Genomic DNA, 13,752 nt, shown 5'->3' with positions numbered 1-13,752 from the left:
TGTGACGCGTCAGCCGCGCGCCTCGGTGCGCGCCTGTGCGAGACGCTCCAGGAGGGCGGCCAGAGCGGCGATGTCGGGCACCGTCACGGTAGCCGCAGTGGGCCCGCCGCCGACGTGGACGCCGAGGTCGGCCGCCCCGAGACTCGCCAGCGCGTCCTCGTCGGTCACGTCGTCGCCCGCGAAGAGCACCGCCGAGGCGGCCGTCCGCGCGCGGAGCTCGGCGATCGCGGAGTCCTTCCCCTCGTGACGGAAGGCGTACTCGACGATGTTGTGCCCCGTGCGCCGGCGCCACTGCGGCGCCTCCGCCGAGACGATCTCGTCGACCATCCGGTTCGCCGACGCGGCGGCCTGCGGGTCGGCCCGCCGGGTGTGCACACCGAACCCGAACGTCTTCGGCTCGATCCACACCCCCTCGAGGTGGGCGGTCTCCTGCTCGGCGCGCGCCCGAAGCGCGTCGCGCAGTGCGGCGTCGGCGTCGTCCTCGGCGTGGCGGGAGAGGCCCTCACCGGGGATCCAGTACTCCGCACCGTGCGAGCCGGCCAGGAGCACCCGCGAGGCGTCGTCGTGCTCGGCGATCACGCGCAGATCGCTCAGGCTGCGGCCCGATACGAACGCGACCACGGTGTCGGGCACGGCGACGAGGGCGTCGACCGCCGCACGAGCCGCCGGCAGCATCCGCGCATCCATCGGCTCGTCCTCGAGGGGCGAGAGCGTGCCGTCGAAGTCGAGGGCGACCAGGAGCCGATCGGATGCCGCGACTCGCGCGATCTGCGCTCGCGCGTCGTCGTCGAGGGCGGCGCTCATGCGTGGGCCCCGGCGTCGGGGCGGCCGCGGCGCGCCGCGTCCAGGGCGTCGAGGAACGACCGGGACCAGCGCGCGACGTCGCTCTCGATCACCTTCTTGCGCAGCGCCCGCATGCGCCGGCCCTGCTCTGCGGACGGCATCTCGATGGCGCGCATGATCGAGTCCTTCATGCCGTCGATGTCGTGGGGATTGATGCGGATCGCGCTCGGCAGCTCGTCCGCGGCGCCGGCGAACTCGCTCAGCACGAGCACCCCCCGGTTGTCGATGCGCGACGCGACGTACTCCTTGGCCACGAGGTTCATGCCGTCCCGCAGCGCCGTGACGAGCATGACGTCGGCGGCCAGGAACAGCGCGACCATCTCTTCGCGCGGGTAGGCCTGGTGCAGGTAGCGGATCGCGGTGTGCCCCATCGTGTCGTGGTCTCCGTTGATGCGGCCCACGGTGAGCTCGATCTCGTCCCGCAGCTGCATGTACGCCTCGACGCGCTCGCGGCTGGGGCTCGCGACCTGCACCAGCGTGACGTCCTCGACCGAGATGCGGCCGTCCTCGAGCAGCTCGCCGAACGCCTTCATGCGGTGGCGGATGCCCTTGGTGTAGTCCAGGCGGTCGACCCCGAGCAGGATCTTCTTCGGGTTCCCGAGGCTCTCCCGGATCTCCCGCGCACGCGCCCGCACGTCCTCGCGACGCGCGAGTTCGATGTAGGACGAGGCGTCGATCGAGATGGGGAAGGCCTTGGCCAGCGCCCGCCGGGTCGTGCCGTCGGGGTTCGGGACGCTGATGCCGGTGGCCTTGGTGTCGTAGCGCAGCTGACGGCGGACGGCCCGGGCGAAGTTGCCCGCGTCGGCCACCCGCTGGAAGCCGATGACGTCGGCGCCGAGGAGGCCCTCGAGCACCTGCCGCCGCCACGGGAGCTGCGAGTAGAGGCCGTATGCCGGGAAGGGAATGTGGTGGAAGTACCCGATCGTGAGGTCGGGGCGCATGTCGCGGAGCATCTGGGGCACGAGCTGCAGCTGATAGTCCTGCACCCATACGGTCGCACCCTCGGCCGCGACCGCCGCCGTGGCCTCGGCGAAGCGGCGGTTGACCCGCACGTAGGCGTCCCACCACACGCGCCGGTAGCGCGGCTCCGCGATGACGTCGTGGTAGAGCGGCCAGAAGGTGTCGTTCGACATGCCCTCGTAGTACTTCTCGACCTCGTCGGAGCTGAGGGCGACGGGGACGAGATAGGTGCCCTCGAACTCGAACGGCTCGACGTCGATGTCGGGCTGGCCCGGCCAGCCCACCCACGCGCCGTCCGACCGCCGCATCACCGGCTCGAGTGCCGTCACCAGCCCGCCGGGTGAGCGACGCCACCCCTGCTCGCCCGCGGCGTCGACGACCCGGTCGACGGGGAGGCGGTTGGCGACGACGACGAGGTCGGCGCTGTGTGCGGGCTCTGTCACGCGGGCTCCTGACGGTTTCGTGGACTCGGCACGCCCAGGCTAACAGCGCCGTTCCGCCCGGCCTGCGCCCCTTGACGCACCGAGCGCGCACATGTCAAGGGGCGCAGGGTGCGCGCACCCCGCGCTAACGTGGCCCCATGCGCAAGTACCTCTTCGGCACCGGGCTCCTCACCGCCCTCACGGGCGGTTTGACGCTGCTGAGGGGACTCCGCGAGAAGGAGCCCTTCACGTGGCGCCAGGTGCTCGCCTGGATCAGCTGGGGCATCTCGCTCGCCCTCGCGATCGGCGCCATCGTCGACCTGCGCCGTGCCGCACACGGCGAGGCGGTCGCCAAGGACTCCCCCATCCACGGGAACGAGCGCAAGATCCGCAAGGACCGCCTCAAGCGCCTCGCGGACTGACCGGCTCAGCGTGTGAGGATCAGCGCGTCGCCCTGACCGCCCCCGCCGCACAGCGCGACCGCGGCCGTCCCGCCGCCGCGGCGGACGAGCTCGTGCACCGCGTGGACGACCAGCCGGTTGCCGGAGGCCCCGATGGGATGCCCGATCGCGATGCCGCCGCCGTGCGGGTTGACGACGTCGTCCGACAGTCCGAGCTCCGCCTGCGATCGCGCCACGACGGCCCCGAACGCCTCGTTGATCTCCACGATGTCGAGGTCGGATGCCGCGATCCCCTGCTTCTCGAGCGCCTTCTCGATCGCGCGTGCGGGCTGCGAGTGCAGCGAATTGTCGGGACCGGCGACCTGCCCGGAGGCGCCGACGACCGCGAGGACGGGCCAGCCGTTCTCGTCGGCGTGCGAGCGCCGGGTGAGCACCACCGCCGAGGCGCCGTCGGAGATCTGCGACGAGTTGCCGGCCGTGATCGAGCCACCCTCGGCGAAGGCGGCACGCAGGCGCGAGAGGGTCTCGACCGTCGTCTCGGGTCGCACGCCCTCGTCCTTCGTCACGACCACCGGGTCGCCCTTGCGCTGCGGGATCTCCACCGGCACGATCTCGGCGTCGAACACTCCGTCGGCCTGGGCGGCCGCGGCGCGCTGGTGCGAGCGTGCGGCGACGGCATCCTGCGCTTCCCGCGTGACCTCGAGCCGGCCGTTGTGCCGCTCCGTCGACGCGCCCATGCTCTCGCGGTCGTATGCGTCGGTCAGCCCGTCGTGCGCCATGTGGTCGAGCACCTCGATCGAACCGTACGCCCATCCGTCGCGCGAGCCCATCAGGAGGTGCGGCGCACGGGTCATGGACTCCATGCCGGCAGCGACCACGACCGTCGCGTCCCCCACGGCGATCATTCGGGCGCCGTCGATGACGGCGGTGAGCCCGGAGAGGCACACCTTGTTGACCGAGCCCGAGTGCACGTCCCACCCGATGCCGGCCCCCACGGCCGCCTGCCGCGCAGGGTTCTGGCCGCTGCCGGCGGCGAGCACCTGCCCGACGAGCACCGCGTCGACGGCGTCGGCGGGGATGCCGCCCTTGTCGAGGGCGCCCTTGATCGCTGCGCTGCCGAGCTGCACCGCGGTCAGCGGCGCGAGCTGGCCCTTCAGCCGCCCCTGCGGCGTGCGCGCGGCGGCGACGATGACGATGTCTTCACGGGTCATGAGATCACTTCCAGCTGTTCGGAGACGGTGAGTCGGGGCTCTGTCGCGGCGATGACCTCCTCGACGGTGACACCCGGCGCGGTCTCGACGAGCACGAGGCCGGCATCGGTCACATCGATGACGGCGAGGTCGGTGATGATGCGGTCCACGACGCCGCGGCCGGTGAGGGGCAGCGTGCACTCGTCCACGATCTTGGCCGAGCCGTCCTTGGCGACGTGCTCCATGAGCACGATGACCTTCGCGGCTCCGTGCACGAGGTCCATCGCGCCGCCCGGACCCTTGACCATCTTGCCGGGGATCATCCAGTTCGCGAGGTCACCCGTCGCCGAGACCTGCATGGCGCCGAGGATGGCGGCGTCGATCTTGCCGCCGCGGATCATGCCGAAGCTCGTCGCGGAGTCGAAGAACGCGGCGCCCGGAAGGGTCGTGACGGTCTCCTTGCCGGCGTTGATGAGGTCGGGATCGACGTTCTCCTCCGTCGGGTACGGGCCGACGCCGAGGATGCCGTTCTCGGACTGCAGCACGACCGTCACGCCGTCGGGCACGAAGTTGGGCACGAGCGTCGGCAGGCCGATGCCGAGGTTGACGTAAGCCCCGTCGGCGAGCTCCGCAGCCGCGCGCGCGGCCATCTCATTGCGGCTGAGCGCCATGTCAGGCTCCTTCCGGCATCTCGCGCGCGGCGGCCCGGGCGACCGAGACCGTTCGTCGTTCGATGCGCTTCTCGATGTCGGCTCCGACCTCCACGATGCGGTGCACGTAGATGCCGGGCAGGTGGATGGCGTCGGGATCCAGCTCGCCCGGTTCGACGAGCTCTTCGACCTGGGCGATGCACACGCGCCCGGCCATCGCGGCGAGCGGGTTGAAGTTGCGCGCCGCCTTGTTGAAGACGAGGTTGCCGTGGCGGTCGCCCTTGAGCGCGTGGACGAGTGCGAAGTCGGTGACGATCGCCTCTTCCAGCACATAGTCGCGCGCGGCGCCCGAGACGTCGAAGCTGCGCACGTCCTTGACCGGGGATGCGACGGCGATCGAGCCGTCGACGGCGTAGCGGCGCGGCAGCCCGCCCTCGGCGACCTGCGTGCCCACGCCGGTCTGCGTGTAGAACGCCGCGATCCCTGAGCCTCCCGCCCGGAGCTTCTCGGCGAGGGTGCCCTGGGGCGTGAGCTCGAGCTCGAGCTCACCGGAGAGGAACTGCCGCTCGAACTCCTTGTTCTCGCCGACGTACGACGAGGTCATCTTGCGGATGCGCTTGGCGTTCAGCAGGATGCCGAGCCCCCAGTCGTCGACGCCGCAGTTGTTGCTGACGATGCTGAGGTCGCTCGTCCCCTGCGCCAGCAGCGCCTCGATGAGGGCGATCGGGTTGCCGGAGAGCCCGAAGCCTCCGACCGCGAGAGAGGCGCCGTCGGGGATGTCGGCGACGGCCTCGGCCGCCGAGCCCCAGGTCTTGTCGATCATGCTGCTCCTTCGCATCGCTCGTGCCCTCGATCCTGCCGCGCCCGACGCCGGCGCGCGAGGCGTCGCTTGCCATGTGGCCGATACGGCGCGTAGCGTCCATATCGTGGACAGCATGCCCAAGCGCTCCGTCCCGGGGGCGCAGTCGATCGCGCGCGCGGCGCAACTCCTGCGCCTGGTGACCGCAGGGGGCGCCGAGGGCATGGCCGTCGCCGAGCTCGCACGACGCGCGGAGCTGACCCGGCCCACCGCGCATCGCCTGCTGACCGCGCTGCGGCACGAAGGGCTCGTCGACCAGGACGAGCGCACCGGACGCTGGATGCCGGGGCCCGAGCTGTTCCTGATGGGCACCGTGGCGGCATCCCGCTACGACATCACCGCCATCGCGCGCGACATCGTACGATCCCTTGCCGTTCGCACCGAGGAGAGCGCGTTCCTCTCGGTGCGACGCGGCGATGAGACCGTGTGCCTCCTCCGGGAGGAGGGCAGCTTCCCGATCCGCTCGTTCGTGCTGTCGGAGGGCGTGCGCTTCCCGCTCGGGGTGGCCTCTGCCGGGCTGGCGATCCTGTCCTTCCTGCCGCCCCACGATGTGGACGCCTACTTCGAGCGACACCCCGAGCTGCCGGAGCAGTGGGGCGCGGCGCACGGCGAGCGACGGCTTCGGACCAGGCTGCGCGAGACGCAGGAGCGCGGCTACGCGGTCAACCCCGGCCTCATCGTCGAGGGCTCGTACGGCATCGGCGCGGCTGTCTTCACGCGCGAGGGCCACCCGCAGTGGGCGTTGAGCCTGACGGGCGTGCAGTTCCGCTTCGGGGCCGACCGGCTTCCGGAGCTGGGCCGCACGCTCTTGGCTCACGCCCATCAGCTGACGACCCGCATCGCCGCCTCCCGCTGACGGCGTCACACCAGCGCGGCGAGCTCCTCCCGCACGGCGGCGGCCACGACGTCGGCCCCGGCCGGCGACATCACGATCGTGTAGTGGTTGAACCCCGCCACCCGCTCGTGCGCGACGCCCGGGTACGACGCGAGCAGGCGCTCCAGGTGCTCGGGGGCGTAGAGGCCCGGCGGCTCGTTCTGCAGGCCGAGCGGCACCGTGATCAAGCGCGTCGGATGCCGCAGCCCGGCCAGCGCCGCGGGCAGCGCGGCGCCGGTGTTCATGTCGACGGTGTCATCCGCGGTGGTCGCGTAGCTCGTCGCCGGCCGGTACGCGCCGGCTCCGTCCTCGACGAGGTCGTAGGCCAGGTAGCGCTCGAGCTCGGGCGTCCAGTCCTCGCCGAACGCCGGATGCCGCCGCCAGAACTCCAGGTACTCCCCCGGCCCGGCGAACCTCATCGACAGCCGCGCCGCCGTCGGGCCGAGGATGCCGGCGACCAGCTGGTCGGCGCTGAGGCCCTGCGGCACGTCCAGCGGCAGTCCGCCGTCGACGAGCACGACGCGCGAGACGCGCTCGGGGTGCCGGTGGGCGAAGACCACCGAGACGAACCCGCCCATCGAGTGTCCGACGACCACTGTCCGCGAGATCCCGAGGGCGTCGAGCAGCGACGCGAGGTCCGCCGCGTGCGCGGCCATCCCGGCAGAGCCCGCGAGCCCGTTGCTGCGACCGCGGCCGCGGAGGTCGGGGGCGACGACGCGCACGCCCGGCAGCCGCTCCACGACGAACGGCCAGGCCAGGTGCGACGCGGTGACGCCGTGCACGAGAAGCACCGTCTGCACCCCGGCCGCGTCGTGCGCCGGCGTGTCGATCGGCTCCCACACGCCGGCGTGCAGCAGTCCGCCGTCCACGGGGACGTCGACCTCACGGTATTCGTGTGCGGCCACGGGCGCCGCCGCCGGGACGGCGCCGCCGCCGGGGATCCTGTCGTGGTTCATCGAGCCGTCCATCCGCCGTCCATCGTGTACGAGGCGCCGGTGACCATCCCCGCCCGGTCGGACGCGAGCCATCCGGCCAGTGAGGCGACCTCGTCCGCCTCGACGAGGCGCTTGATGGCGCTCTCGGTGAGCATGATCTTCTCGACCACCTCTTCGGCCGGGATCCCGTGCACCTTCGCCTGATCCGCGATCTGCTTCTCCACCAGCGGGGTGCGCACGTATGCCGGGTTGATGCAGTTGCTCGTCACACCGTGCGGGGCGCCCTCGAGGGCGGTGACCTTCGACAGTCCCTCCAGGCCGTGCTTGGCTGCGACATAGGCCGACTTGAACGGGCTCGCGCGCAGGCCGTGGGCGCTGGAGATGTTGATGACCCGTCCCCATCCGCGCTCGTACATCCCGGGAAGCGCGGCGCGGATCAGCAGGAACGGCGACTCGAGCATGAGCCGCAGCAGCAGGCGGAACGTGTCGGGATCGAACTCGGTGATCGGCGACACCCGCTGGATCCCGGCGTTGTTGACGAGGATGTCGACGTCCAGCGCGAGATCCTCGAGCGCCGCGGTGTCGGAGAGGTCCGCCACCCAGGATTCGCCGCCCACCGCGGTGGCGGCATCCGTCGCGGCCTGGGCATCGCGATCGGCGACGATGACATGAGCGCCTCGCGAAGCGAGCTCGTGCGCGCACGCCAGACCGATGCCGCTCGCACCGCCGGTCACCAGCGCCCGCCTGCCGGCGAGATCCTTGTCTGCCATCAGCCTTCCTTCTTCTCGTCGGCGCCGCGAGGAGCCAGCGCGTTGTCGATGATGCGGGTCATGCCGGCGAAGACCGCGGGGTCGAGCTCGGCAGGCGGCCTGCCCTCGGCGTCGCGCTCCCACAGCAGGAACCGCATGCCGATCAGCTCGCCCATGCCCATCAGGGCCCAGGCCGTGGTCTCGGGGTCGAGCTGCCGGTCGACGTCGCCGGCCTCCTGGGCCGCACGGAGTCCGGCTTCGTAGCCCTCGACGATGCGCGTGTAGTGGGTGCGCAGCACCGCGGGCGACACGAACTCCGCCTCGCGCACCACCCGGTACAGCGCGGGGTGCTCCGCGGTGAACCGGAAGAAGCCGGCGAAGCCCGCGCGCTCCGCCTCCAGCCGCGACGCTGCTCCCGTCATGGCCTCGGACATCGAATGGCGCACGCGACGGTTCAGGTCGAGCACGAGAGCCTCGAAGATCGACTGCTTGCTGTCGAAGTAGAGGTAGAAGGTGCCCAGACCGATGCCCGCCCGCTCGGTGATCTTGACGATGGATGCCTCGTGGTAGCCCTGGTCCGCGAACACCAGCTCCGCCGCCTCGAGGAGGCGACGGCGGGTCGCCTCTCCGCGCTTGGTGAGGGGGCGCCCGGTCGCGGACGAGACCAGCTCCCCCCCGTCGACCATCTCGTCGGACATGCTCATGCGGACTCCCCCGTCCCTCGCGCCCCGAACGCCGCGGGCCCTGCCGCCTGTCGATTCCCCGGGCCCGGCGCCGATCCGAGAGCCCACTCGCGCAGCCGGGAGCGGGCGAGCTTGTCGATCGTCGAACGCGGCAGCGCGTCCACCAGCACGACACGCACCGGCACCTTGAACGCGGCGAGGTTGCGCCGCGCGTGCGTGAGGAGCTCGTCCTCCGCCAGCGCCGCACCGGCGGCCGGCACGACGAACGCGATCCCGCGTTCGCCCCACACCGGGTCCGGAACGCCGACGACGGCGGCCGCCGCGACGAGCGGATGCAGGCACAGCGCGTACTCCACCTCGGCCGGCGCGACGTTCTCGCCGCCCGAGATGAAGATGTCCTTCAGCCGGTCGACGATCCGGAACACACCGTCCCCGTCGCGCGAGACGAGGTCGCCCGTGCGCAGCCACTCGCCGTCCCGCGCGCGCGAGGTGGCGGCGGCGTCGCCGAGGTAGCCCGGGAAGACGCTGGGTCCGCGCACCCACAGCTCGCCGGTGGCCTCGCCCTCCAGGGTCAGGCCGGTGGCGGGATCGACGATCCTCACCGACACGTACGGGTACGGCCGCCCGACGGCGCCGGGTGCGGCCGCGGCCTCTGCGGCCGGGAGGTGCAGGACGTTCGGACCCGCCTCTGTCAGCCCGTACCCCTGCGTGAGCGGGACGCCGCGGGACGCCCAGGCCTCCTGCAGCGGCACCGGCATGGTGGCACCCCCCACGAGGGCCAGCCGGAGCGACGAGGCATCCGTCGACTCCCACTCCCGATCGGCGGCCAGCAGCGCGTACTGCGTGGGCACGCCCATCATGGCGGTGATGCGGCGGTCGGCGATGAGCTGCAGCACCCGGGCGGGCTGGAACGAGCGCTCCAGCACGACGGTCGCCCCGACCCACCAGGCCAGCAGCGGCTGGCAGTTCCACGCGGCGACGTGGAACTGCGGCAGCATCGCCAGCACGACGTCGTCCTGCGCGAGCGGGAGCGCCTGCGAGAGGGCCAGGTTGTTCCAGAAGCAGTTCGCGTGCGTCAGGACCACGCCCTTGGGAGCGGCCTCGCTGCCCGACGTGAAGATGACGAGCAGCGGGTCGTCGTCGCGTACCGGCCGGTGCGTGCGCGGGTGCCGTGCGCGAGGGACGGATGCCTCGATCCCGGTGGTGCCCAGGGCCGCGGTGGGACCGGTCCGGTCCGCGAGCCGCAGCGCCTCGCCGGCGAGCGCGGCGTGCTCGTCCTCGATCAGCACGAGCGCCGGCGCGGATCGGGTGAGGACGTCGGCGAGCTCGCGCGGAGTGAGCCGCCACGACAGCGGCACGAAGGCGATCCCCGCGATCGCGCACGCGAAGAAGGCGACGACGTGGTCGGTCGAGTTCCCCGACACCGTCGCGATGCGGTCGCCCGGGCCGTAGCCCGATCGCCGGAGGTTCTCGGCGAGCTCGCCGGCCCGGGCGGCGAGCGTCGCGTAGTCGGTCGTCACGCCCCTGTCGTCCACCGCGATGCGCTCCGGTGAGCGCCCGGCCCGATCGGTGATCCAGCGGCCGATGGCGTGCGGCTCGTCCTCGACGTGCGCATCGAGGCCGCAGGTCATGAGCGCACCTCGGCGGGCGCCTCGGCCGCCTCCGTCGCCTGCTCGGCGTCGTCGAGGCTCCGCAGCGAGGTGCGCACCCGCTCGCCGCGGCGGCGCTTGACGGCGGCGTCGATCGTGCCGGCGATACCGCCCGGCAGGAACATCACCACGACGATGAAGAGCACGCCGAGGAGGAACAGCGGCTCCGACAGCGGCACGCGCAGCCAGTCAGGGAGGTCCGCGATCGCTTCGGATCCGGCCAGCACGGTGAGCCGCTGATCGAGGAGCGTGTACAGCACACCCCCGACGATGGCACCCCACCGGAACCCGACGCCACCCAGCACGACCATGACCAGCACGGTGATGGTGAGATCGGCCGAGACGGCGCGCGGCACGGTGCCCGACTGCAGCAGCATGTACGCCACGCCGGCCAGCGCCGCCAGCACCGCGGCGATGACGAACACGATGAGCCGCACGCGGTAGGGCGAGAGCCCCAGCACGCGCACCCGCTGCTCGTTCTCGCGGGTCGCGCGGGCGAGGTGGCCCAGACGCGAGGTGTCGACCCACAGTGTCACGAGATAGACCACGACGAGCACGACGAGCGTGAACCAGTACAGGTTGCGGGTATTGATCACGCCGATGAGGAAGTCCGGCACCTGCTCGGTGTTCAGGCTCAGGCCCTCCTCGCCCCCCGTCACCTGGGAGTTGCGGCGCACGAGCACCGAGCCCGCCTGCGCGAAGGCCAGGGTCACCATGGCGAACGGGATGCCCGACACCCGCATCGACACCGCACCGGTCACGAGCGCGATGACCATGCCGCCGATGAGCGCGACGAAGATGCCCGGCCACAGCGGCACGCCGAAGTGCTCGAGGGCGATGCCGAGTCCGTAGGCGCCGGCGCCGAAGTAGAGCGCGTGACCGAACGACAGCATCCCGCCCGATCCCAGCAGCAGGTTGTAGGACAGTGCGAGCGCCGCGAACACCATGCACAGCGACAGCAGCGCGAGCGTGCCCGGCATGTAGGTCGGCGTGGGCAGGATGCCGGGAAGCGAGAGGTTGAGCAGCGGAAGCATCGCCATGAAGGCGACCAGCACCGCGCCCATGATCGCGGGGGTGAAGCGACGGAGGGCGGAGCCCTGCCCCGGTCCCTGAGGCTGTCGACGGGTCATGCCTTCCTCCCCAGGAGGCCGCTCGGGCGCACGAGCAGCACGAGCGCCAGCAGGATCACGACGATGAAGTCGCCGGTCCCGCCGAGATAGAAGTTCGCGAACTGTTGCAGGACGGCGACGAGGACGGATGCCACGGCCGCACCGGTCAGCGATCCGAGGCCGCCCACCACGGTGACGATGAACGCGAAGATGAGGAGCGTCTGGCCCAGGTGGGCCGACACGAACGTCGAGTAGTGCATGGCCAGCACGCCGCCGATGCCGGCGGCCGCACCGCCGATCGCGAAGACGAGGGTGAACGAGCGCCGCACGTCGATGCCCAGCGCGGTGACCATCGAGCGGTTCTCGACGCCGGCCCGGATGATCATGCCGTAGCGCGTCTTCTGCAGGAAGAGCACCAGGGCAGCGAGCACGAGTACGGCCGCGATCATGAGCACCCAGTACGTGTTGGGGATGCGGGCGCCGAGCACCTCCGTCGTCTGCTTCAGCCACGCCGGACCCGAGATGTGGATCGGGTCGGTGCCCCAGATCCCCTCGAACAGCGCCACGGCGGCGAAGGAGAGGCCCACGGTGACCAGCACCTGCTCGATGTGCCGCTCGTACAGCGGGCGGATGAGCACGAGCTCCGTCAGCGTCGCGAACACCGCGCCCACCGCCGCGCCGACGAGCACCGACAGCAGGAACGATCCCCACGAGTCGGTGCCCAGAGCCTGGGCGACCATGAAGCCCATGAAGGCGCTCAGCGTGAGGAAGGCGCCGTGCGCGAAGTTCAGCACGTGCATCAGGCCGTAGATGAGGCTGAGCCCGCTCGCGACGAGGAAGTAGAGGGCGCCGAGGCCGACGCCGGTGATCAGGGTCAGGACGAGGGTGCTCATAGGGCGTGCTCCACGTGGACGCCGAGGAGGCGGCGGGTCAGGTCGTCGTCGTCGAGGATCGCGCGCGCCTTGCCGACGTGGGCGACCCGGCCGCCGGCGATCACGACGGCGTCGTCGGCGAGGCGGCGCACGACCTCGAGGTTCTGCTCGACGAGGAGGATCGGCACGGTCTTCGAGGCCTCCTCGAGCGCGTCGGCGACCTCCGTGACGATCTTCGGGGCGAGGCCCTTCGTCGGCTCGTCGACGAGGAGCAGCCTGTTGTCGTTGAGCAGCGCCCGCGCGACCGACACCATCTGCTGCTGCCCGCCCGAGAGAGTGCCCGCCTGCTGGTCGCGACGTGCGACCAGATCCGGGAAGAGTTCGGCGACGAACTGGTGCCGGGGGCTGCGCTGCCGCTCCGCCAGCACCAGGTTCTCGGCGACCGTGAGCCTGGAGAAGACCTCGCGGTCCTCCGGCACATAGCCCACACCGCGCCGGACGATGCGGTGCGTGGACAGTCCGTCGATGCGCTCCCCGGCGAGGCGTACCTCGCCGCGCCGCGAGATGAGACCCAGGATGCCGCGCAGCGTCGACGTCTTGCCCACGCCGTTGCGCCCGAGGACGGCGGTGATTCCGGTGGCCGGCACGTCGAAGGACACATCCTCGACGACCTGCTGGCCGGCGATGGTGCAGCGCATGTTCCGCACCGTGAGGATCGGCTCGGCGGTCATGCGGCCTCCGTTCCGGTGGAGCCGGAGCCGAGGTACGCGCTCTGCACCAGCGGGTTGTCCATGATCCGCTGCGGGGTGTCGTACGCGATGATCGTGCCGAAGTACATCACCGCCACCTTCTCGACCAGTCCCATGAGCACATCGATGTGGTGCTCGACCATGAGCAGCGTGCAGCCCTTCTCGCGCTGCATGACGCGGATGTTCTCCACGAGGCCGGGCACGTCTCCGGACGCGACGCCGGCCATCGGCTCGTCGAGCAGCACGATGCTCGACTCGGTGGCCAGCAGCACCGCGATCTCGAGCTTGCGCTTGTCGCCGTGGGAGATGTCGCCCGCCATGGCTTCGCGCATGTGGCCGAGCCCGACGATGTCGAGCTTGTCCACAGCCAGCGCGGTGGCGGCATCCGTTCGCCGAGGGAATCGCACCAGCGATCCCGATCCGCCGAGCGACACCTGGGCGGCCAGGCGCACGTTCTCGAGCACGGACAGCTTCGGGAAGAGGCTCGAGGTCTGGAAGGTGCGCCCCAGTCCCGCCCGCGCCCGTGCGGGCACCGACGCCGTCGTGATGTCGCGGTCGTCGAGCACGACACGGCCGGCGGTGGGCTTCATGAGCCCGGAGATCACGTTGAAGAGCGTGGTCTTGCCGGCGCCGTTCGGGCCGATGACTCCGACGAGGGAGCCGGCCTCGACGTCGAGGTCGACGCCTTCGAGGATCGTCGCGCCGCCGATCTGCAGGCCGAGGCCTTCGACCTTCAGCGGAGAGCCGCGGCGAACGGCACCCGCGTCGGGCGCGGACGGGATGGGAGTGCTCATCGTGCGGTGCCGC

General features: G+C 71.5%; 15 protein-coding genes. 2 read left to right on the top strand and 13 right to left on the bottom strand.

All coding sequences use genetic code 11. From position 1 onward, the window contains the following. Positions 1–9: 9 nt before the first annotated feature. Positions 10–804: a trehalose-phosphatase gene (gene otsB, locus ACZBH1_RS14100; RefSeq protein WP_463646736.1), complete on the bottom strand. Its 795-nt coding sequence runs from the start codon at positions 802–804 to the stop codon at positions 10–12. Further along, the gene (locus ACZBH1_RS14095) at positions 801–2,246 is read right to left on the bottom strand and encodes an alpha,alpha-trehalose-phosphate synthase (UDP-forming) (RefSeq protein WP_336396869.1); all 1,446 of its coding nucleotides are present in this window, start codon (positions 2,244–2,246) and stop codon (positions 801–803) included. Before ACZBH1_RS14095 ends, otsB begins: the two co-directional genes overlap by 4 nt. 137 nt (positions 2,247–2,383) lie before the next feature. Here ACZBH1_RS14095 and ACZBH1_RS14090 point away from each other — a divergent pair, with 137 nt between their 5' ends. After that, positions 2,384–2,647 carry a hypothetical protein gene (locus ACZBH1_RS14090; RefSeq protein WP_463646735.1) on the top strand — a complete coding sequence of 88 codons (264 nt, stop codon included), beginning with the start codon at positions 2,384–2,386 and terminating at the stop codon, positions 2,645–2,647. Between the two features lie 5 nt (positions 2,648–2,652). On the opposite strand, the gene ACZBH1_RS14085 is transcribed toward ACZBH1_RS14090, so the two are convergent. The 3 genes from ACZBH1_RS14085 to ACZBH1_RS14075 are packed head-to-tail and all read right to left on the bottom strand — an operon-like array spanning position 2,653 to position 5,289. Further along, positions 2,653–3,837 carry an acetyl-CoA C-acetyltransferase gene (locus tag ACZBH1_RS14085; RefSeq protein WP_463646734.1) on the bottom strand — a complete coding sequence of 395 codons (1,185 nt, stop codon included), beginning with the start codon at positions 3,835–3,837 and terminating at the stop codon, positions 2,653–2,655. Then, positions 3,834–4,487, bottom strand: coding sequence for a 3-oxoacid CoA-transferase subunit B (locus tag ACZBH1_RS14080; protein WP_378883121.1), 654 nt, complete (start codon positions 4,485–4,487; stop codon positions 3,834–3,836). Before ACZBH1_RS14080 ends, ACZBH1_RS14085 begins: the two co-directional genes overlap by 4 nt. 1 nt (position 4,488) lies before the next feature. Further along, the gene (locus tag ACZBH1_RS14075; protein WP_336396865.1) at positions 4,489–5,289 is read right to left on the bottom strand and encodes a CoA transferase subunit A; all 801 of its coding nucleotides are present in this window, start codon (positions 5,287–5,289) and stop codon (positions 4,489–4,491) included. 112 nt (positions 5,290–5,401) lie between these two features. Between ACZBH1_RS14075 and ACZBH1_RS14070 the strand changes: the two genes are divergently transcribed. Further along, a complete protein-coding gene (locus ACZBH1_RS14070) occupies positions 5,402–6,181 on the top strand; it encodes an IclR family transcriptional regulator (protein ID WP_336396864.1) in 780 nt (259 codons plus the stop codon). 5 nt (positions 6,182–6,186) lie between these two features. Here ACZBH1_RS14070 and ACZBH1_RS14065 read toward each other — a convergent pair whose 3' ends face one another. The 8 genes from ACZBH1_RS14065 to ACZBH1_RS14030 form a co-directional block, all read right to left on the bottom strand. Beyond that, complete coding sequence (locus tag ACZBH1_RS14065; protein WP_336396863.1) at positions 6,187–7,155, bottom strand: alpha/beta fold hydrolase; 969 nt, start codon at positions 7,153–7,155, stop codon at positions 6,187–6,189. Further along, positions 7,152–7,904, bottom strand: a complete 753-nt coding sequence (locus ACZBH1_RS14060) for a 3-hydroxybutyrate dehydrogenase (protein ID WP_336396862.1) — start codon at positions 7,902–7,904, stop codon at positions 7,152–7,154. Before ACZBH1_RS14060 ends, ACZBH1_RS14065 begins: the two co-directional genes overlap by 4 nt. Then, on the bottom strand, positions 7,904–8,587 hold the full coding sequence (locus ACZBH1_RS14055; RefSeq protein WP_452325396.1) for a TetR/AcrR family transcriptional regulator: 684 nt from the start codon (positions 8,585–8,587) through the stop codon (positions 7,904–7,906). The genes ACZBH1_RS14060 and ACZBH1_RS14055 overlap by 1 nt, the downstream gene beginning before the upstream one ends. Continuing rightward, on the bottom strand, positions 8,584–10,197 hold the full coding sequence (locus tag ACZBH1_RS14050) for a class I adenylate-forming enzyme family protein (protein ID WP_463646732.1): 1,614 nt from the start codon (positions 10,195–10,197) through the stop codon (positions 8,584–8,586). Before ACZBH1_RS14050 ends, ACZBH1_RS14055 begins: the two co-directional genes overlap by 4 nt. Next, positions 10,194–11,279, bottom strand: a complete 1,086-nt coding sequence (locus ACZBH1_RS14045) for a branched-chain amino acid ABC transporter permease (protein WP_463647058.1) — start codon at positions 11,277–11,279, stop codon at positions 10,194–10,196. Before ACZBH1_RS14045 ends, ACZBH1_RS14050 begins: the two co-directional genes overlap by 4 nt. 62 nt (positions 11,280–11,341) lie before the next feature. After that, a complete protein-coding gene (locus tag ACZBH1_RS14040) occupies positions 11,342–12,217 on the bottom strand; it encodes a branched-chain amino acid ABC transporter permease (RefSeq protein WP_336396859.1) in 876 nt (291 codons plus the stop codon). Continuing rightward, positions 12,214–12,927, bottom strand: coding sequence for an ABC transporter ATP-binding protein (locus ACZBH1_RS14035; protein WP_463646731.1), 714 nt, complete (start codon positions 12,925–12,927; stop codon positions 12,214–12,216). The genes ACZBH1_RS14040 and ACZBH1_RS14035 overlap by 4 nt, the downstream gene beginning before the upstream one ends. Then, positions 12,924–13,739, bottom strand: coding sequence for an ABC transporter ATP-binding protein (locus ACZBH1_RS14030; RefSeq protein ID WP_463646730.1), 816 nt, complete (start codon positions 13,737–13,739; stop codon positions 12,924–12,926). Before ACZBH1_RS14030 ends, ACZBH1_RS14035 begins: the two co-directional genes overlap by 4 nt. Positions 13,740–13,752 lie beyond the last annotated feature (13 nt).

This window comes from Microbacterium sp. ZXT2-5, assembly GCF_055329545.1.
Note: the sequence above shows the minus strand (reverse complement) of the source record. Positions and strands in the feature narration are given on the sequence as shown.

What these genes read in the sequence shown, in the direction of transcription:
- ACZBH1_RS14085 (WP_463646734.1), bottom strand. Translation starts at nt 3,837, where the DNA reads ATGACCCGTGAAGACATCGTCATCGTCGCCGCCGCGCGCACGCCGCAG.
- ACZBH1_RS14065 (WP_336396863.1), bottom strand. Translation starts at nt 7,155, where the DNA reads ATGAACCACGACAGGATCCCCGGCGGCGGCGCCGTCCCGGCGGCGGCG.
- ACZBH1_RS14070 (WP_336396864.1), top strand. Translation starts at nt 5,402, where the DNA reads ATGCCCAAGCGCTCCGTCCCGGGGGCGCAGTCGATCGCGCGCGCGGCG.
- ACZBH1_RS14060 (WP_336396862.1), bottom strand. Translation starts at nt 7,904, where the DNA reads ATGGCAGACAAGGATCTCGCCGGCAGGCGGGCGCTGGTGACCGGCGGT.
- ACZBH1_RS14050 (WP_463646732.1), bottom strand. Translation starts at nt 10,197, where the DNA reads ATGACCTGCGGCCTCGATGCGCACGTCGAGGACGAGCCGCACGCCATC.
- ACZBH1_RS14055 (WP_452325396.1), bottom strand. Translation starts at nt 8,587, where the DNA reads ATGAGCATGTCCGACGAGATGGTCGACGGGGGGGAGCTGGTCTCGTCC.
- ACZBH1_RS14040 (WP_336396859.1), bottom strand. Translation starts at nt 12,217, where the DNA reads ATGAGCACCCTCGTCCTGACCCTGATCACCGGCGTCGGCCTCGGCGCC.
- ACZBH1_RS14080 (WP_378883121.1), bottom strand. Translation starts at nt 4,487, where the DNA reads ATGGCGCTCAGCCGCAATGAGATGGCCGCGCGCGCGGCTGCGGAGCTC.
- ACZBH1_RS14045 (WP_463647058.1), bottom strand. Translation starts at nt 11,279, where the DNA reads ATGGGCGCGGTGCTGGTCGCCTTCATGGCGATGCTTCCGCTGCTCAAC.
- otsB (WP_463646736.1), bottom strand. Translation starts at nt 804, where the DNA reads ATGAGCGCCGCCCTCGACGACGACGCGCGAGCGCAGATCGCGCGAGTC.
- ACZBH1_RS14090 (WP_463646735.1), top strand. Translation starts at nt 2,384, where the DNA reads ATGCGCAAGTACCTCTTCGGCACCGGGCTCCTCACCGCCCTCACGGGC.
- ACZBH1_RS14030 (WP_463646730.1), bottom strand. Translation starts at nt 13,739, where the DNA reads ATGAGCACTCCCATCCCGTCCGCGCCCGACGCGGGTGCCGTTCGCCGC.
- ACZBH1_RS14075 (WP_336396865.1), bottom strand. Translation starts at nt 5,289, where the DNA reads ATGATCGACAAGACCTGGGGCTCGGCGGCCGAGGCCGTCGCCGACATC.
- ACZBH1_RS14035 (WP_463646731.1), bottom strand. Translation starts at nt 12,927, where the DNA reads ATGACCGCCGAGCCGATCCTCACGGTGCGGAACATGCGCTGCACCATC.